Raw genomic sequence first — 17,519 nt, 5'->3', positions numbered from 1 at the left:
TCCTTATAAGGATCGAGTCGTATTTTTATTTGCTTCTTCATTATAAACAAGTACTTGGTTAACGGCATCTTTGACAGCATCTACTACATAGTGAGCGTGCTCTTTTACCGCATCATCAGCTTGAGACATAGCAAAACTATGAGGAGTTAAGGAAAACATTGGGATATCATTGTAAGAATCCCCTATGCATGCAACCTCCTCTGGTTGTATTTGAAACTCTTGTAATAAAACAGAAATAGCAGAACCTTTACTAATATTTGGTGGCATTACATCTAAACACTGTTCAGCTGAAATGAAAGTACTAACTTTTCCATGGAATTTTTCATCGATCTTTTTTTGAAGGAGTTGTAAGTTTTCTTTTGTTCCACCGATAGAAATTTTATTTGGAAAAATTGTATCATCGATTTTCTGTAATAAATTTGGTTCTTCAACAGAAGTCATTGCTACTTGTTTTTCGAGTTCATGAATAAAAGGTGTCTTTTCTTCAATATAGTAATTATGCTCATCACTTACATAACGGAAATAAGGGTCTTGATTTGTCATAGCTAGTAAATCAGGAAGAATGCTGGAATCAAAATTTGCGGATAATAGTTGCTTATTTTCATTAGTGTATACAAACACACCATTTACACTAATACGATGGAAATTTGTATTTACAGCTTTCATTAAGTCTGCGATTTCATTATCAAGTCGTCCAGAAGCGAAGCAAAGAATAACATTTTGCTCAGCAAGACTGCGAAGTGCCGCAACATCCTGTTCATCAATCAGACCTCCATGCTGCATCATTGTACCGTCAATATCACTTACAAACATTTTAATCATGTTGCTATCTCCTTTCTATGTACAGTTGCTCTTACATTATACGCATCATATACAAACATGTCTAAAAAATGAATTTTTATCAAATGGTAGATGTTTTACATTGACGACAAAGAAGAATGTTCTGTAACATAAAAGTAGGCTATTTAAGTACGAGGGTGGTGTTATATGAGTAATTATCTAGAAATTAAAAAAGTTTTAAATAATAATGTCATCATTGCTAGCCATCCTGAACACGAGGAAGTAGTAGTGATCGGTAAAGGAATTGGATTTGGAAAAAAGGCTGAAGATGTGTTGGAGCAAGAACAAATTGAGAAAATGTTTGTTTTAAAAAATGAACGTGATCGAGAACAATACAAACTTTTAGTGCCGCATGTGAGTGAAAAGCTAATTGAATTGATGAATGATATTATGTTATACATTCAAGAAAAAGCGGAGTCTCCATTAAATGAACATATTCATATCGCTTTAACAGATCATATTTCTTTTGCAATTAAAAGGCTGAAACAAGGACTTACAATAGATAATCCTTTTTTAGTTGAAACGAAAATGCTATATCCAGAGGAATATGAAATTGCTGAAGGAGTTGTGAAACTTTTAAATTCTCGTTTGCAAATTACATTACCAGAAGGAGAAGTTGGCTTTATCGCACTCCATATTTATAGCTCGCTTACAAACTCTGATTTATCTTCTGTTAATCAAAATTCTCGTCTTATTGCACAACTTGTGTCTTTAATTGAGACAAACCTACAAATTACATTAGACCAAGAAAGCATTCATTATTTACGCCTTATTCGCCATTTACAATATGCTATTGAACGGGTGAAAAAAGGAGAAAAAGTAGAAGAAGCACAAAGTTTTGCTGATTTATTAAAATTAGAATATCCAGTTTGTTACAATTTGGCGTGGAAGCTAGTCAAAGTAATGCAGAACGAATTACAACTTCCTGTTTATGAAGCGGAGAGTATTTATTTAACGATGCATTTACAACGATTAGTGAAAGCAGAACATGTGTAAAAAGACATATATTTTTGTCTAAAATGAAAACGTTAAAAAAAATGATTGAATCGCTTACAATAGTTATGTATAATAACTATTGCAAAGTTATACAAAATTCGACAAACACATTAAGGTAAATAACGAAAACGTTTGCTTTAATTATAGTGAACTTATACGTAATCCTATTTTTGACACGTGTTACTGATTCGATCAGGCATGAGTGGAGAAAAGTTGGGAATGTAAGCTAAAGAAAGGGACATACTACCCTTTGTATAGCTATCGTTCTATCTTTTTTTTCCTCATGCCTTTTTGGCGTTTGTCGAAAAGTATCAATATAGATAAGAGAGGAAGGGTTTCCATGTTTAAGAAGATCTTTGGTGTTCTTCAAAAAGTCGGAAAAGCGCTTATGCTTCCAGTAGCGATTTTACCGGCAGCAGGTATTTTACTTGGATTTGGTAATGCATTTCAAAATCCACAACTAACAAATGTTATCCCTGCTTTAAAAGCAGATTGGTTCGTAATGGTTGCAAAAATTATGGAACAATCTGGCGATATTATTTTCGCTAACCTTGCGCTATTATTCGCAGTTGGGGTAGCGATCGGTTTAGCTGGTGGAGACGGAGTAGCTGGTTTAGCAGCGTTCGTCGGATACTTAATTATGAACAAAACGATGAGTGTGTTCTTAGAAGTAGATAAACTAGTGAAAGTAACAAGCACTGGAACAGATCCAGTGAAAATTGGATTTTCAGATCCAGCATATGCAAACGTATTAGGAATTCCAACGCTGCAAACAGGAGTGTTTGGTGGTATTATCGTCGGGATAGTAGCGGCATATTGTTATAATAAATACTTCAACATTGAATTACCATCATACTTAGGTTTCTTTGCAGGTAAGCGTTTCGTACCAATCGCAACTGCAACATTCTCTTTAGTGGTAGGTATTATCATGTGCTTCATTTGGCCATACATTCAAGGTGGCTTAAATACGTTCTCACATCAAATGATTGATGCAAATAGAACGATAGCAGCATTTATATTCGGTTTAATCGAACGTTCATTAATTCCATTTGGATTACATCATATTTTCTATTCACCATTCTGGTTCGAATTCGGTCAGTATACAAATGCAGCTGGCGAATTAATCCGTGGTGACCAAAAAATCTTTATGGCACAGTTAAAAGACGGCGTAGAATTAACAGCAGGTACATTTACAACTGGTAAGTATCCGTTCATGATGTTCGGTCTTCCAGCAGCAGCTTTAGCAATGTACCATGAAGCACGTCCGGAAAATAAAAAATTAGCAGCTGGTATTTTAGGATCTGCTGCATTAACATCTTTCTTAACAGGTATTACAGAACCGCTTGAATTTTCATTCTTATTCGTAGCACCAGTATTATTCGGAATTCATGCAGTATTCGCTGGTCTATCATTTATGACAATGCAAATTTTAGGTGTTAAAATTGGTATGACATTCTCTGGTGGTTTAATTGACTTCATATTATTCGGTGTACTACCAGGTCGTACGGCATGGTGGTGGGTAATTATTGTTGGTCTTGTACTAGCAGTTATTTACTACTTCGGATTCCGTTTCGCAATCCGTAAATGGAACTTAAAAACACCTGGTCGTGAAGTAGCGAATGCTAATGAAGGCGCAGGGAAAACAGAAGCAGGAGAACTTCCACGTGAAGTATTAGTAGCACTTGGTGGTAAAGAAAACATTGCTTCGTTAGATGCTTGTATTACTCGTTTACGCGTTCAAGTTAACGAACAAAAAAATGTAAATAAAGACCGCTTAAAAGAGCTTGGAGCAGCCGGTGTACTTGAAGTTGGAAATAACATTCAAGCTATTTTCGGACCGAAATCTGACACATTAAAATCACAAATTCATGATATTATGTCAGGCCGTACACCTCATGTTGAAAAAGAAGCGCCTGTAAAAGTGGAAGAAGCTCCTCAACAGGTTGATGAAAATGAAACAATCGTTTCACCAATTGAAGGGAAAATCTTACCGATTACAGAAGTACCTGACCAAGTATTCTCAGGGAAAATGATGGGAGATGGATTTGCGATTGAGCCAACAGAAGGAACAGTAGTTTCTCCGGTTAATGGTGAGATTGTAAATGTATTCCCTACAAAACATGCGATTGGTATTCAGTCTGAAGGCGGAAAAGAAATTTTAATCCACTTCGGTATTGATACTGTAAAATTAAATGGTGAAGGCTTTGAAGCGCTTGTAGCACAAGGTGATAAAGTGAAGCAAGGACAACCATTATTAAAAGTAGATCTTGCATTTGTAAAAGAAAATGCACCATCTATTATTACACCAATCGTCTTTACGAATTTACAACAAGGGCAACAAGTCGAATTGAAAAAAGATGGAAATGTTAAGAAGGGCGAAAACGCTATTATTGACATTCAGTAGGAATTTGACGCAAAATGTTTATAATTATAATAGGCGATGTGGTTGACCGAACATCGCCTATTATATACAATAGATGATGTAGTACTCACGTCTATACAACTAAAAAAATACTGTATTTGAAGGAGATAAATTATCATGGAAAAAATCTTTAAAGTAACTAGCGACTCAGGAATTCATGCTCGTCCAGCAACTCTACTTGTAAACACTGCAAGCAAATTTGGTTCTGACATTAACTTAGAGTATAACGGAAAAAACGTTAACTTAAAATCAATCATGGGTGTTATGTCTTTAGGAATTCAACAAGGCGCGGAAATTAAGGTCACTGCAAATGGTGATGATGCAGCTCAAGCACTAGCAGCTATCGAAGAAACTATGAAAAACGAAGGATTAGGAGAATAATGACTCTTAATATCCAAGGGATCGCTGCATCAAGTGGGATTGCTATTGCAAAGGCTTTCAGACTTGAGAATCCTGAATTTAACATTGAAAAGAAATCAATTACAGACGAAGCTGCTGAAATTGCACGCTTAGACGCTGCGCTTGAGAAAGCAAAATCTGAACTAGAAGCTATTAAGGACCACGCTTTTGCTGAGCTAGGTGCTGATAAAGCTGCTATCTTTGAAGCACATTTATTAGTATTAAATGATCCGGAATTAGTAAATCCAGTAAAAGATAAAGTAAATAGCGAAAAAGTAAATGCTGAATTTGCAATGGATGAAGTTGCATCAATGTTTATTTCTATGTTTGAAAACATGGATAACGAATACATGAAAGAACGTGCTGCGGATATTCGCGACGTAACAAAGCGTGTTCTTGCGCATTTACTAGGAATTAACTTCTCAAACCCTGGTACAATTTCTGAAGAAGTAATCATCATTGCTGAAGATTTAACACCATCTGATACAGCTCAGTTAAACCGTAAGTATGCAAAAGGTTTCACAACTGATATCGGTGGACGTACATCTCACTCTGCAATTATGGCTCGTTCTATGGAAATTCCAGCTGTTGTTGGTACGAAAGTTGTTATGGAGAAAATCCAAAACGGCGATATCGTAATCATTGACGGTTTAGATGGAGAAGTAATTGTAAACCCATCTGAAGAAACTCTTCGTTCTTTTGAAGAAAAGAAAGCGAAATTTGAAGAGCAAAAAGCTGTATGGGCAAAATTAAAAGACCAAGCAACTGTAACAAGTGATGGACATCACGTTGAGCTTGTTGCTAATATCGGAACACCAAATGATGTACAAGGTATTATCGATAATGGCGGAGAAGGCGTTGGTTTATACCGTACAGAATTCTTATACATGGGCCGTGACAATCTTCCAACAGAAGAAGAGCAGTTCGAAGCGTATAAAGCAGTTCTTGAAGGTGTAAAAGAAGATCAACCAGTCGTTGTTCGTACACTTGACATTGGTGGAGATAAAGAACTTCCATACTTACATTTACCAAAAGAAATGAACCCATTCTTAGGATACCGTGCAATTCGCTTATGTCTTGATGAGCAAGATGTGTTCCGTACACAACTTCGTGCATTACTTCGTGCTAGCGTATACGGTAACTTAAAAATTATGTTCCCAATGATTGCAACTCTTGATGAGTTCCGTCAAGCGAAAGCAATCTTATTAGAAGAGAAAGCAAAACTTGTAGAAGCGGGTACAACTGTTTCTGATTCTATTGAAGTTGGTATGATGGTTGAAATTCCAGCTTCAGCAGTATTAGCAGATCAATTCGCAAAAGAAGTTGATTTCTTCTCTATCGGAACAAATGACTTAATCCAATACACAATGGCTGCAGACCGTATGAACGAACAAGTAGCTTACTTATACCAACCATATAACCCATCTATTTTACGTCTTGTAAAAATGGTTATCGATGCTGCTCATAAAGAAGGCAAATGGGCTGGTATGTGTGGTGAGATGGCGGGAGATTCACTTGCTATCCCATTATTATTAGGCTTAGGTTTAGATGAGTTCAGTATGAGTGCAACATCTATTCTTCCTGCAAGAACACAACTAAGCAAGTTGTCAAAAGCAGAAATGGAAACATTAGCAGAAAAAGCATTAACAATGTCAACTGCTGAAGAAGTTGTTGAATTAGTTAAAAGCATATAATAGTAAAAAAACCTGAGTCGATTTGAAATCGGTCTCAGGTTTTTTTGTTACATATACCTTAGGTGATTTTATTAATTAAACTTCTCTTAAAGAGCAATTGCGATAACATCTTCTGGGCAAACACGTAAAATCCCTTCAAATCTATCGTCATTACGATTGTTTCCATTCTTATCATCTTTGTTGTTGTCTTTGTCGTCGTTATCTCTTCTTAATGCAGAGAATAGAGCAATACCGTTACAGAACCCCTCAAAAACTAAATTGCGGAATGTTCCATTTCCTTTTAGTTTAAGAAGTGAAATTTCAGTGCCTATAGAAAGATTTGCAAGTACGTTACATACAGCAGGTCGTTGTGGTCTAATTTCTTCTCTCTCTTTCTCACGATGGTTGTGCTCTCTTTCATGATGATGACAGTCTCTAAAGTTATCACAGCATCCAAATGATCCAAACATAATCCTCATCACCCCCTTCACACTTATAATCTATGTAAGTTCGGTAGTTAGTGACTGGACAGATAATGGAAATTTTTCTAGGGGATTTTCTCATTTTAAATGACTAGATGGGTATTTAGTATGGAATGATGTTTAAAATAGGGGAAATGTCACAAAAAAATGTAAAGACCACCGAAATGAATGAATTAGGTAGCCTTTACACTTTTTTACTTTTATATAAAACGATGATATATACAGGAAGAGCTAAGAGTAGTGGTGCAATGGATCGTGCAGTATGTTTTTCTGCTTCTAATTGTAACGCTTCTTCTTTTGGGAATTGTAACACTGATATGTTTGCAGCATCGCCAATAAAATATAGCAGTAGTACAGTTACTATGTAACTCAAAAGTGCGATAAAGCTTCCGTATGAACTCAATGAAAATCCCTCTCTTGTTATCTATTTGTTATCATTGTATCACAATTGTAACAAAAATACACGGTTATATTTCAATGATTTAACAAATTTCGACACAAAACGCCATATTTGTTTATGGTGATAGCGTAAAAATTACAATTTCTCTATGTGTAGATGTCGAATAATACATTGTAATATTACGGATGTGTGACAGGATATAAAAAAACGAAGGTAATGAAATTACCTTCGTTTTTCAGAGTGTTGGGAAACCCTTTAGGGTTCCCAACACTCTGGAATCTTTTTTGATTTTAGCGAAAGAAAACAACAAAAAATAGTAGAATTTAGAAAAATAGCCCTCCACCAACCCCTTTTTGGTTAGATGGAGGGCTATTTTTTTCATGTTTTGACAAGCGGCGGTGAGGTAAGCCTGCATTTGGACAGATTTCAGCCCTCGAAACCGAGCATATCGATAGCCATGTAGTTCTTTTGCATCCGCAAAGCTTCGCTCTATAGTTGAACATCGTACTTTATACAACTTTTTCCCTGTAGCTGTTAGTTTGTTTTTTCTAGCGATATCTTTATATTTCTCCCATATATGATGGGTGATAACTTTTTGTTTTTGTTTCTTTGAAAAGCATACCTCACGTAGCGGACAAACAGCGCAGTCTTCTGGATTCGATTTATATTGACGATATCCTTCGCGATCCGTTGTCGCATATTCTAAAATACATCCCATCGGACAAGCAAATGCATTCATTTCTTCTGCATATTTAAATTGGCTTTTCGGTACTTCTTTATTTCTCTTTCCAAATCGGCGATACCCCATCACCATAAATATATTTCTTTCTGATAACTTCTTACAGATATATCCTGTAAAATAGCCTGCATCAAGAGCTACAGCTTCCACTTCAAATCCGAATTTATCAACTTGAGCTTGTAGACGTGCTAAATACGGCTCGGAATCTGCCATATTTCCAGCCGTTATATAGGTATCTGTAATAATATTGTACTTCGCATCAGTCGTACGATGATCTAAAAAATGAAAACCGTTCGGTTTTCCATCTCTCATTAAAAATCCACTATCTGGATCCGTTGTACTTATCCGAGTTTTTTTAGTAGGGGTATCACTTTCCTTTCTAGGTTTTAATTCTTTTTTCCGTGCGCCTCACGATCTTCGATTACCGCAGCTTCTAGTTCATCTATATAGAACTTTGCCTTTTCTTTTTTATATTTATGTACAAATTTATTTTTATTGGCATTGGCCTTAATGTGTGTGGAATCTGTCATCAACGCACGTCCTCCTACCATACGGCGCTCCGTCGCTTGTCTCACAATCTCATCAAAAATTTCTTCGAAAATATTTGTATGAACGAAACGAGTACGGCGATTCCAACTGATTGTAGAATGATCTGGAATTGTATCTGATAGAGAGAACCCTAAAAACCAACGGTAGGCAATGTTCGTTTTAATCTCCTTTTCCAATTGATGCTCAGAACGAATACCATAAAAATATCCAATAAACATCATCTTAAATAAAACGATAGGATGGATTGACGGACGGCCATTGTTTTCACAATAATAAGGGCGTAACTTCTCCTCAATAAAATCAAAACTAATTGTCGCTTCAATCGCACGAAGGAAATGATCTTGTGGAACCAATTCTTCTACAGAAACAGATACACGCTCGTCGCGATGATTTTTTAAAGCACCCATCATAAGAAATCTCTCCTTTTCCTCTTTTTTATCAGTGTTGACACATAAAAAGAGGTTCAGACACAAAAATAGGCTGTGGAGAAGGCTTTCTCCACAGCCTGAAAAACGAAGGTAATGAAATTACCTTCGTTTTTATTATTTCGCCCATTCACTTACTTGTTCTACGCTCATGCGCGGTGCAGGGTGACCTTTTAAAGTGGATTCACCAATTGTAATAAGCATAATTGGTACGTAACGAGATGAAACATTGAATTCTTCCATTAATGCTTGTGGATTGAAGCCACCAATAGCGCAAGTATCCCAGCCGGTTGCTTTAGCAGCAAGCATAAGTTGCATTGCTGCTAAAGCAGCATTTGAAAAGGCAGCATCTCGTGGGTATTGCTCCCGAGTATATGCAGATTCAATATTTTTAGCTAAGCGCTCTTTTGCTTCTTCATTCATAAATCCTTGTTCTACAATTGGACCGTAAACAGGTTCAACATTTTTATATGCCTCTAAATCACCTAAAATAGCGACTACAGCAGAAGCATCAAGAATTTGTTGTTGGTTATAAGCAATTGGGTGTAATCGTTTTTGCACGTCGGCGCCTTGAAACACAAGGAATTTCCAGTGTTGCAAGTTCCAAGCAGAAGGTGCTTGAGCAGCTGCTTTTAAAATTTCATGTAACTCTGTAGATGAAATTTCTTTTTCAGGGTTGAATGCACGTGTAGATGTGCGTTCATATAAAACGTTAAAAAAGTCATTGTTTGTCATTATATATCCTCCAAATTACATATCAACTTAATATAAAATAAATGTAATATACTCCACTTACATTTTGTAAGTTATTGAATTTAAGAATATAATACCTTTATTTTAATTGTCAAGTTTTAAATAGTAAGGCAGGGCATTCATACAAACGATACAATTCATATAATCATACACTAAAAAAGGAATTTCCAGAGCAGATAAGCGAAGATAACATTCTCAATTAGCTTGTTAATATGAGTTCCTCACAATTCTTTATAAAATGATTGTGAGGAATTCAGTAAAACAAGATATATGAAGTGAGTGAAGACTAGTGATGAACATACTACATTTTTTATTAGAGAATACTGTTTTCCAAAATGTATTACAAGATCTTCAGTTGAATGTCCTTTATATAGAAGATGGATGTACACATCAACAAACGATAGAAAACGTCCATCCAAAATGTATGTTTATAGCAAATAGTTTTGAAGAAGGAGAAATATTGTTTCATAGAACTAGACCACATATTGTAATTATGTATGTAACAGATTTTGCTCAAATAAAATATATAAAGAATATATATAATTCACAGAGCACATTCATTATCATTTGGGATCAACAGATAGACAATCAGTTTGCAGATTTACTACTGTTAGGAATACGTAATATTGTTATAGCACCAGTAACTCCACAAGTGGTACTAGAGGAAGTGAATAAGAGTTTATATCAACTTTCTTTAGTGCGGCAAGTAGGTTTACAGCAAGAATTGCTTCAAACGATGTTTGATTTTCAAAATGATTTATTATTTATAGTAGAAGATGATGAGATTGTTGATTGTAATACGAATTTTTTACAATTCTTCGGACATGATAATTTATTTACGTATCGTGAACAACATTTAGTGTTTGCAGAACATCTTATTAGAGAGAACGGATATTATTCGACGACTCACGATATAACATGGCTGGATGATACTTTATCAAATGGAAGAAGAATTAAAATGTACAATTATGAAGGAGAAGCATTTACTTTTCTATTACGTGCGACACCATTACCAGAAGACTTATCGCGATTTATAGTAAAATGCACAGAGATTACAGAATTAGATGAAATCTATCAAGAGCAAGAAAGATTGGCTATGATAGATTCATTGACAGAAATATATAATCGCTTGAAATTCCAGCAAATATTGGAGACAGAGTGGGAGAATGTATTACGTAATGATGAAAAAGTTGCACTTATTTTGTTTGATATAGATAATTTTAAATCAGTAAATGACACATATGGTCATGATTTTGGCGATTTAGCATTAGTACAACTTGCAGATCTTATGAAATCTAAAGTTGAAGATCAACATGTATTTGCAAGATGGGGAGGAGAGGAATTTATAATATTAGTGACAAATACGGTAGAAAAAGAAGCGTTTCAAGTTGCGGAATCATTGCGATTTTTCATTGAAACAAAGCATTTCTCTGGAATTTCGAAATTAACAGCGAGTTTTGGAGTTGCGTTATATGAGCAAGGGATTACAAGAGAAGAGTTAATGCAAAGAGCGGATATTGCGTTATATGAAGCGAAAAAAAATGGGAAAAATCAAGTATGTATATATAGAAAAGAAAAAATGTGATTTTTCGCAACAAATTGTTGCGATTTTTTTTTATTACTTGATAATAGAATATGGGGGACCATTTTAACCGAGAAGCTCCCACTTCAAGTAAGCTCGCAAGAGAGACTAAGTGGTGGGTAGTTCACATGAAGTAATTACGGAGGAACAATATGATAAAAAAAATAATGGTTATGGCTTCACTGTCTGCTGTAGTTTGCGGCGGAGTATACTATTTTCTCTATAGTCCCGATCCAAAGGAACAAGCAGTATTAACAACAAAGGTAACTCCTGCTATTGAGTCAGAGGTACAGGATAATATAGAAGAAGTACAAAAAATTGATTATGCTAGTATATCTCAAAAGTTAGATCAGTATTTAGTAGGAAAGCAATTTAATGGGACAGTTTTGGTGACAGATAAAGAGCATGTTATATTGAATAAAGGATATGGATATGCTGATGTTCAAAATAAAATAGAAAATACGCCTCAAACAAAATATCGTATCGGTTCTATTACGAAAACAGTTGTTGCTACATCCATTCTACAGTTACAAGAACAAGGGAAGTTAAATATCCAAGATAATGTAAATAAATACATTCCTTCATTTCCAGCAGATAAAAATATCACGTTATATCATTTATTAACACATACCTCTGGTTTGCCTGAACATGCCAAAGGAAATGTGAATGCAGCCTCCCGTTTACAGTTAATTAATTGGATTGGACGTCAAAATGTAGAATTTCCTCCAGGAACAGGTTGGAGGTATACAGATTATAATTATATGGTGCTTGCTTTTATTATAGAAAGTATATCGAAAAAGCCTTTAGGAGATTACATAAAGGAGAATATATTTACAAAAGCAGAGATGCATGAATCGGGTATGGGAAATATGGTACCTGGAGATAAAAACTTCACGAAGGGTTATGTGAAGAAAGACCAAGATCTTGTACCAGCACAAAAATTAGGAATGGACTGGTTATATGGATCGGGTGAGATGTATACGACAGTAGGGGATATGAAAAAATTAGATGAAGCGATTATAAATGGGAAGCTTCTTTCTGAACAAAGTATACAAGCGATGTTTACACCCTCAGCAGAGAGGAAATATGCATTTAGCTTTTACATATATCCTGATTTTTTCCATAACCATGGTGTATTATCTGGTTGGAACACTTTCAATAATTTCAATAAAGAAAAAGGAACGTTTGTTATTTTATTCTCAAATGTGAAGAATAGTTTGGATGATGATTTTAATAAGGAATTTCGGAAGATGGTAAATGATTTATTAGAACAAAGGGGATGAGAAGATGGAGAATAAAAATTTATCAATAGGTTTCATCGGTATTGGTGTAATGGGAAAAAGTATGGTACATCATTTAATGCAAGGAGGTCATAAAGTATATGTATATAATAGAACGAAGGAAAAAGCGGATTCTTTAGTGCAAGAGGGTGCGACTTGGTGTGATACACCGAAAGCGTTAGTAAAGCAAGTTGATGTTGTTATGACGATGGTTGGTTATCCTCATGATGTAGAAGAAGTGTACTTTGGGATTGATGGAATTTTAGAACATGCAAATGAAGGTACGATAGCAATTGACTTTACAACATCTACACCAACATTGGCAAAACGTATTAATGAAGTTGCGAAAAGAAAGAATATATATACATTAGATGCACCAGTATCTGGCGGGGACATTGGGGCTAAAGAAGCAAGACTAGCAATTATGGTCGGTGGAGAGCACAGAATATATGATATTTGCTTACCTCTATTTGAAAAACTAGGAACAAATATTCAGTTGCAAGGCCCTGCTGGGAGTGGACAACATACAAAAATGTGCAATCAAATAGCAATTGCTTCTAACATGATAGGAGTATGTGAAGCGGTAGCATATGCGAAAAAGGCTGGACTTAATGCAGATAAAGTATTAGAGAGTATTTCGACAGGAGCAGCAGGTAGCTGGTCATTAAGTAATTTAGCTCCTCGAATGTTAAAAGGAGATTTTGAACCTGGCTTTTATGTAAAGCATTTTATGAAAGATATGAAGATTGCTTTAGATGAAGCTGAAAAATTACAATTACCAGTACCGGGTTTAACCCTAGCGAAGGAATTGTATGAAGAGCTAATCGCAGATGGAAAAGAGAATAGCGGAACACAAGTATTATACAAAAAGTATATAAGGGGGTAAATGGAATGGATCTCCAAAAGTTTGACGAGATGATTGATGCTGTGCAGCGAGCAACTTGTGTACAGATTAATGATAAGCAAAAAGAAGCTTTTAAACAAAAATACGATTTTGGACCAGATTTTGAATATGGAAGAGATGAGAAAGGACATTATGTTATCCGAAGCTCGAAAAAGATGTTAGAGGAAATGGAGTTTTATTTGGCATTGAAATATGATCGGGATGGAATTGTCCTTTATATGCATGCTGAGATTGAAGGGACATGTCATGTATCCGTTAGCTACAGTGAAGATGCACTTCATTTGCAAGAATTGTTTCAATTTCTAGAAGAAAATAAATAAAAAGTCCTCATTTGAGGACTTTTTATTTATTTAGGCAGGCATAATATTTAAGTTGGATAATTTATCCCGCTATTTGTGTGCAGTAAAACTCCCAATGATTAAAGTTTCACTTTATAGGCTGGAAGCGCGGCGGCATCGTTCAATTGGGAATGGAATAACTTGGGCAATGTGATTAGGGCCGAGCTGTTTTGCGCGAGCATGGCGTAGTATATAAAATGCGCACAGAATAGAAACAGGAATAGCACCATATAAACCAAAAAATAAAGCGCTTACACATGATGCAGCAAAACCTAAAACACCAACTTCTAATTCTTCCATAATAGCTCCTAAAATGACAGGAATAGCTCCGCATGTAACTCCTAGTATAAGTGCGATAAGTAAACTCATGATTATCCCCCTCTGTTTGCAATATTCATTTCCTTCTTATTAGTTGTAGTATATCATATACAAAACAGAATTTTCAGAAAAATTTCAAAAAAAGTTCAATAAATGTTCAAAAAAAATTCCGAAATATACTTGATAAAGTGGAATTGTGATTCGAGATATTTGATTTGAACAAACGAAAGGGACAAATCATTTTAGTAAATAAAAAATCAGGCTTACTTCAATGTTATGAAATAAGCCTGTTCCATAGGAGGATGTATATATGTAGAGTGAATAAAAGATTGGAAAAGGGGTTCCAATCTTTTATTCAACTAGCTACCTTAATAAATTGGAACCCAACCTTCTGTTGTAACAAAAATACGAATAACTACAACTTGGCGATCATCTTGTAAGGTAAAATAATGTCTTGCATTTTCAGGTACAGATATAAGATCACCAGGCTCAAGTTCAACGTCAAAGAATCGACCATCTTTTCCTTCAATAGCGAAGATGCCATGACCGCTGACAATAAAGCGAACTTCATCGTCAGTATGATGGTGTTCTTTTTGGAAATTAATTAATAATTCGTCAAGGTTAGGTGTGCCATTTGAAAGTGAAATTACATCATGAGCTTTATAACCTCGGCGCGCTGAAACATCGGCGATTTCTTTTGAAAACACAGCTAATATTTCAGCCTTGTTTTCATCTGCTAACGAATAATTTTCATTTAAATGAGTAGGAAGCTTAGAGATGTTCCATTTCTCATATAAAACGCCTTCCTCTTGTAGAAATTTAGATACTTCCACTTCATTTTCGATACGAGTATTTACTTCATGAATACGAATTTGCGCCATTAGAAACGCCTCCTTGAATTGATAATAGTTTTATATGAAATTGGAATAAAAACTCATAAGCTTCTAATCTTTTCTTTGCATCAAAGCTATCTCGGCCCCATACGGTAATACCATGGTTACGGATTAATACTGCTCCCGAATCTTCTTGTATATGCTTTCGGAAGTTTTCTCCAAGCGTTGGGATATGGGCATGGTTTTCGATAATAGGAATGTTAATCGTTGCACCTTCTTTCCAAATATCGAGAGCTTTAATAATTTCTTGATTTTGAAGGGTGACTGCATCACTATATAAATTTGTGATGACATTATTATCAGTTGTATGAACATGAAGTACGCACCCGGCATTCGTATTGTTATAAATATGTGTATGCAATATTGTTTCTGCTGAAGGGCGTAATTCAGTCTCTAATACGGGAACCCCTAGATGATCTACTAATAGAAAATCATCTGGAGTAGTTTTTGTTTTATCTTTACCACTTGCTGTAATAAGAAAAGTAAGTGGATCATGACTGACTTTTATAGAAATATTTCCACTCGTTGCTGGAAACCAATTCCGAGTTGTTAATTCTTTTTTAATTTCACTTAAGTCATACCATTGACGAAAAAGTTGTTTCATAATTTCACCTCCAACAAATGTTTTAGTTCAGCTAGAACATCGTGAAATGTTTCAAACGGTGTATAAGCAATACGATTTTCTTCACACTTTGTAATAAGGAAGTCACGGGCGAATACTTTATCTGCTTGTTTTGTTGCTTGTAAATCAGTAATAGAATCTCCAATCACAATATGAAAATCATCTTTAGAGCTTAGTTTACGAATTAATGATGATTTACAGAGACCACAACTATGCTGACATTGCTCGTCACAAGGGTGCGGCCATTTCACTTCAACAAATTCTCCTGAAAAGTCAGTTGCATTACAATAAATTTGTTCTTTAGGGATTATTTCTTGTAAGAGTGGATAGACGAAGAAATCCATTCCACCTGATATAACGTAAAAGGAAATGTTATTTTCATTAATGAATTGTATGAATTCATGAAAACCTGTACGGATTTCAGCAGTTTCTTGTAAAAGCTGAATAATATCATCGTGTAGATTAATAGGTATTAATCGAAATAATTGAGAAACACCTTCTTGAATAGAAAGTTCTTGCGATAAAATTTTTTGCTTTATTTCCTCTGCTTCTGGTGGTGCGAATTTTTCCATAATGGACATGATATTATCGTTATTTGTAATCGTACCATCGAAATCACAAAATACTTGAATACTCATAATTTCACCTCATGAGAAGGATTTCCCCATATTTGTAGTGCGCTATGCAAATTTATTTCATCCACTTCATGGAGTGGTTTACCTTGTAAAGTAGCTTCAATTGCAGCACGGAAAGCTTTGCCACCACCTTGAGCTCCATTTGGATGCCCATGAATCCCGCCGCCGGCATTAATAACAACATCCTTACCAAAATCTCGTAAAATAAAGGGAACGAAACCAGGATGAATTCCAGCAGATGGAACAGAAAAACTTTTCTTGAAATAGTGGTCTTCCTCAGTTAATGCTGCTGTAATGAGAAGAGCTTCCTCTTTTTCTAATGCAACGTTGCCGTATGGTGATGGGAATAAAGAGAAATCAGCACCAGCGTAACGTAGTAATTTTCCAAGTAGTAATGGAGAAGAGAAACCGTATAGTTTCGATGATGAATATGCGCCACTTACAGCAGGGTGTGCCATAATAGGAATTGGAATTTCATCGTCTTCTACAAGTGCTTGCAGTACATCTAATCCATAAGAAAATACATTAAATAAAAGAATGTCTGCTCCAGCTACCACCGCACGTTTCGCGTTTTCTTTTAAATCATAAGTTCGACCTGTTAAATTTACTGCGTATAAAGTTTTATGCCCGTAAGTTTCGTATACAGATTGTAAAACTTCTTTACCAGATTCAATTCTTTTTATAAGTGGTGTTAATGAGTTTTCGAATAAAATTTCATCATCTTTTACAATATCTACGCCTCCAATTGCCTGATCGCGTAGTTGAGTTTTTAAATATCCAATATTCCGTCCTATCATCCCTTTGAAAATACTCATTAGAAGAGGTCGATCTTGAACTTGTAAAAGGTTTCGGATGCCTTCAATTCCAAATTTTGGTCCAGGGAACTGTTTCTTTAATTCGTCTGAGAATGTTAAATCAATTAGTTTAATTTCTCCATCTAACGAAAGTTTTCCAAATGTTGTTGTCAAAATGGCTGGTAAGTCAGGGCTAAAGTTCAGCGATGGATAATGAATTTTAATGAGTCCACGTGATACTTTTTTGCCAAGGTAAGAGTTAATATGTTCTTGTTCGTCTAACGCTTCAATATGAATGACATTGCCTTTATGTTGTTTTAATTGTTCTTGTAATAAGTGTGGTAAATGAGTCCATGAACCAATTGTTAAACCGATTGCAATTTGTTCTGCTTTCTTTTCTAAGTTGTGAGAATCATCGTGGATTAAATATTTCGCTATAATTCCGCTCATTGTTATAACCTCCTAGTTAAATAAA

At 35.3% G+C, this 17,519-nt stretch carries 18 protein-coding genes; 8 read left to right on the top strand and 10 right to left on the bottom strand.

Annotation, left to right across the window (positions count from 1 at the left end; translation table 11 throughout):
• Positions 1–3 precede the first annotated feature (3 nt).
• Complete coding sequence (locus JFU23_RS08180; RefSeq protein WP_002014903.1) at positions 4–822, bottom strand: Cof-type HAD-IIB family hydrolase; 819 nt, start codon at positions 820–822, stop codon at positions 4–6.
• A gap of 165 nt (positions 823–987) precedes the next feature.
• Here JFU23_RS08180 and glcT point away from each other — a divergent pair, with 165 nt between their 5' ends.
• The 4 genes from glcT to ptsP all read left to right on the top strand — a co-directional run bounded on the left by glcT (position 988) and on the right by ptsP (position 6,351).
• The gene (gene glcT / locus JFU23_RS08175; protein ID WP_002033914.1) at positions 988–1,836 is read left to right on the top strand and encodes a glucose PTS transporter transcription antiterminator GlcT; all 849 of its coding nucleotides are present in this window, start codon (positions 988–990) and stop codon (positions 1,834–1,836) included.
• A gap of 340 nt (positions 1,837–2,176) precedes the next feature.
• On the top strand, positions 2,177–4,240 hold the full coding sequence (ptsG, locus tag JFU23_RS08170) for a PTS glucose transporter subunit IIABC (RefSeq protein WP_002014901.1): 2,064 nt from the start codon (positions 2,177–2,179) through the stop codon (positions 4,238–4,240).
• Between the two features lie 135 nt (positions 4,241–4,375).
• Positions 4,376–4,639, top strand: a complete 264-nt coding sequence (ptsH, locus tag JFU23_RS08165; protein WP_002033915.1) for a phosphocarrier protein HPr — start codon at positions 4,376–4,378, stop codon at positions 4,637–4,639.
• Positions 4,639–6,351 carry a phosphoenolpyruvate--protein phosphotransferase gene (gene ptsP, locus JFU23_RS08160; RefSeq protein WP_201031725.1) on the top strand — a complete coding sequence of 571 codons (1,713 nt, stop codon included), beginning with the start codon at positions 4,639–4,641 and terminating at the stop codon, positions 6,349–6,351. Before ptsH ends, ptsP begins: the two co-directional genes overlap by 1 nt.
• A gap of 86 nt (positions 6,352–6,437) precedes the next feature.
• Here ptsP and JFU23_RS08155 read toward each other — a convergent pair whose 3' ends face one another.
• The 4 genes from JFU23_RS08155 to JFU23_RS08140 form a co-directional block, all read right to left on the bottom strand.
• Positions 6,438–6,800: a DUF3915 family protein gene (locus tag JFU23_RS08155; RefSeq protein ID WP_085312280.1), complete on the bottom strand. Its 363-nt coding sequence runs from the start codon at positions 6,798–6,800 to the stop codon at positions 6,438–6,440.
• 196 nt (positions 6,801–6,996) lie between these two features.
• Positions 6,997–7,215 carry a hypothetical protein gene (locus tag JFU23_RS08150; protein WP_002088422.1) on the bottom strand — a complete coding sequence of 73 codons (219 nt, stop codon included), beginning with the start codon at positions 7,213–7,215 and terminating at the stop codon, positions 6,997–6,999.
• A gap of 232 nt (positions 7,216–7,447) precedes the next feature.
• Positions 7,448–8,910 (bottom strand): IS1182 family transposase gene (locus JFU23_RS08145; RefSeq protein ID WP_374191745.1). Its coding sequence is split into 2 segments (ribosomal slippage): positions 7,448–8,349 and positions 8,349–8,910, totalling 1,464 coding nucleotides; the frame shifts between segments, so codons are not numbered across the junction.
• Between the two features lie 132 nt (positions 8,911–9,042).
• Entirely contained in the window at positions 9,043–9,660 is a 618-nt protein-coding gene (locus JFU23_RS08140) for a nitroreductase family protein (RefSeq protein WP_201031724.1), read from the bottom strand.
• Positions 9,661–9,970: 310 nt separating this feature from the next.
• Here JFU23_RS08140 and JFU23_RS08135 point away from each other — a divergent pair, with 310 nt between their 5' ends.
• The 4 genes from JFU23_RS08135 to JFU23_RS08120 all read left to right on the top strand — a co-directional run bounded on the left by JFU23_RS08135 (position 9,971) and on the right by JFU23_RS08120 (position 13,764).
• Positions 9,971–11,263: a GGDEF domain-containing protein gene (locus JFU23_RS08135; protein WP_002128934.1), complete on the top strand. Its 1,293-nt coding sequence runs from the start codon at positions 9,971–9,973 to the stop codon at positions 11,261–11,263.
• Positions 11,264–11,412: 149 nt separating this feature from the next.
• Positions 11,413–12,543 carry a serine hydrolase domain-containing protein gene (locus JFU23_RS08130; protein ID WP_002088417.1) on the top strand — a complete coding sequence of 377 codons (1,131 nt, stop codon included), beginning with the start codon at positions 11,413–11,415 and terminating at the stop codon, positions 12,541–12,543.
• A gap of 4 nt (positions 12,544–12,547) precedes the next feature.
• Positions 12,548–13,426, top strand: coding sequence for an NAD(P)-dependent oxidoreductase (locus JFU23_RS08125; protein WP_201031723.1), 879 nt, complete (start codon positions 12,548–12,550; stop codon positions 13,424–13,426).
• Positions 13,427–13,431: 5 nt separating this feature from the next.
• A complete protein-coding gene (locus JFU23_RS08120; protein WP_002014892.1) occupies positions 13,432–13,764 on the top strand; it encodes a DUF3909 family protein in 333 nt (110 codons plus the stop codon).
• A gap of 111 nt (positions 13,765–13,875) precedes the next feature.
• On the opposite strand, the gene JFU23_RS08115 is transcribed toward JFU23_RS08120, so the two are convergent.
• The 5 genes from JFU23_RS08115 to mtnW all read right to left on the bottom strand — a co-directional run bounded on the left by JFU23_RS08115 (position 13,876) and on the right by mtnW (position 17,494).
• The gene (locus tag JFU23_RS08115; RefSeq protein ID WP_002033923.1) at positions 13,876–14,151 is read right to left on the bottom strand and encodes a hypothetical protein; all 276 of its coding nucleotides are present in this window, start codon (positions 14,149–14,151) and stop codon (positions 13,876–13,878) included.
• A 317-nt stretch (positions 14,152–14,468) separates the two neighbouring features.
• Complete coding sequence (locus JFU23_RS08110; RefSeq protein WP_201031722.1) at positions 14,469–14,981, bottom strand: 1,2-dihydroxy-3-keto-5-methylthiopentene dioxygenase; 513 nt, start codon at positions 14,979–14,981, stop codon at positions 14,469–14,471.
• Positions 14,959–15,597: a methylthioribulose 1-phosphate dehydratase gene (locus JFU23_RS08105; protein WP_201031721.1), complete on the bottom strand. Its 639-nt coding sequence runs from the start codon at positions 15,595–15,597 to the stop codon at positions 14,959–14,961. The genes JFU23_RS08110 and JFU23_RS08105 overlap by 23 nt, the downstream gene beginning before the upstream one ends.
• The gene (locus JFU23_RS08100; RefSeq protein ID WP_201031720.1) at positions 15,594–16,253 is read right to left on the bottom strand and encodes a 2-hydroxy-3-keto-5-methylthiopentenyl-1-phosphate phosphatase; all 660 of its coding nucleotides are present in this window, start codon (positions 16,251–16,253) and stop codon (positions 15,594–15,596) included. Before JFU23_RS08100 ends, JFU23_RS08105 begins: the two co-directional genes overlap by 4 nt.
• On the bottom strand, positions 16,250–17,494 hold the full coding sequence (gene mtnW / locus JFU23_RS08095; RefSeq protein ID WP_201031719.1) for a 2,3-diketo-5-methylthiopentyl-1-phosphate enolase: 1,245 nt from the start codon (positions 17,492–17,494) through the stop codon (positions 16,250–16,252). Before mtnW ends, JFU23_RS08100 begins: the two co-directional genes overlap by 4 nt.
• Between the last annotated feature and the right edge of the window lie 25 nt (positions 17,495–17,519).

Source organism: Bacillus sp. TH50 (assembly GCF_016650565.1).
GTDB classification, from domain to species: Bacteria; Bacillota; Bacilli; order Bacillales; family Bacillaceae_G; genus Bacillus_A; species Bacillus_A mycoides.
The sequence above is the reverse complement of the archived record's forward strand: the minus strand, read 5'-3'. Positions and strand labels throughout refer to the sequence as shown.

Bases quoted from the DNA above. Each gene is read 5' to 3' on its own strand.
- JFU23_RS08180 (WP_002014903.1), bottom strand. From the start codon at position 822: ATGATTAAAATGTTTGTAAGTGATATTGACGGTACAATGATGCAGCAT.
- glcT (WP_002033914.1), top strand. From the start codon at position 988: ATGAGTAATTATCTAGAAATTAAAAAAGTTTTAAATAATAATGTCATC.
- ptsG (WP_002014901.1), top strand. From the start codon at position 2,177: ATGTTTAAGAAGATCTTTGGTGTTCTTCAAAAAGTCGGAAAAGCGCTT.
- ptsH (WP_002033915.1), top strand. From the start codon at position 4,376: ATGGAAAAAATCTTTAAAGTAACTAGCGACTCAGGAATTCATGCTCGT.
- ptsP (WP_201031725.1), top strand. From the start codon at position 4,639: ATGACTCTTAATATCCAAGGGATCGCTGCATCAAGTGGGATTGCTATT.
- JFU23_RS08155 (WP_085312280.1), bottom strand. From the start codon at position 6,800: ATGTTTGGATCATTTGGATGCTGTGATAACTTTAGAGACTGTCATCAT.
- JFU23_RS08140 (WP_201031724.1), bottom strand. From the start codon at position 9,660: ATGACAAACAATGACTTTTTTAACGTTTTATATGAACGCACATCTACA.
- JFU23_RS08135 (WP_002128934.1), top strand. From the start codon at position 9,971: ATGAACATACTACATTTTTTATTAGAGAATACTGTTTTCCAAAATGTA.
- JFU23_RS08130 (WP_002088417.1), top strand. From the start codon at position 11,413: ATGATAAAAAAAATAATGGTTATGGCTTCACTGTCTGCTGTAGTTTGC.
- JFU23_RS08125 (WP_201031723.1), top strand. From the start codon at position 12,548: ATGGAGAATAAAAATTTATCAATAGGTTTCATCGGTATTGGTGTAATG.
- JFU23_RS08120 (WP_002014892.1), top strand. From the start codon at position 13,432: ATGGATCTCCAAAAGTTTGACGAGATGATTGATGCTGTGCAGCGAGCA.
- JFU23_RS08115 (WP_002033923.1), bottom strand. From the start codon at position 14,151: ATGAGTTTACTTATCGCACTTATACTAGGAGTTACATGCGGAGCTATT.
- JFU23_RS08110 (WP_201031722.1), bottom strand. From the start codon at position 14,981: ATGGCGCAAATTCGTATTCATGAAGTAAATACTCGTATCGAAAATGAA.
- JFU23_RS08105 (WP_201031721.1), bottom strand. From the start codon at position 15,597: ATGAAACAACTTTTTCGTCAATGGTATGACTTAAGTGAAATTAAAAAA.
- JFU23_RS08100 (WP_201031720.1), bottom strand. From the start codon at position 16,253: ATGAGTATTCAAGTATTTTGTGATTTCGATGGTACGATTACAAATAAC.
- mtnW (WP_201031719.1), bottom strand. From the start codon at position 17,494: ATGAGCGGAATTATAGCGAAATATTTAATCCACGATGATTCTCACAAC.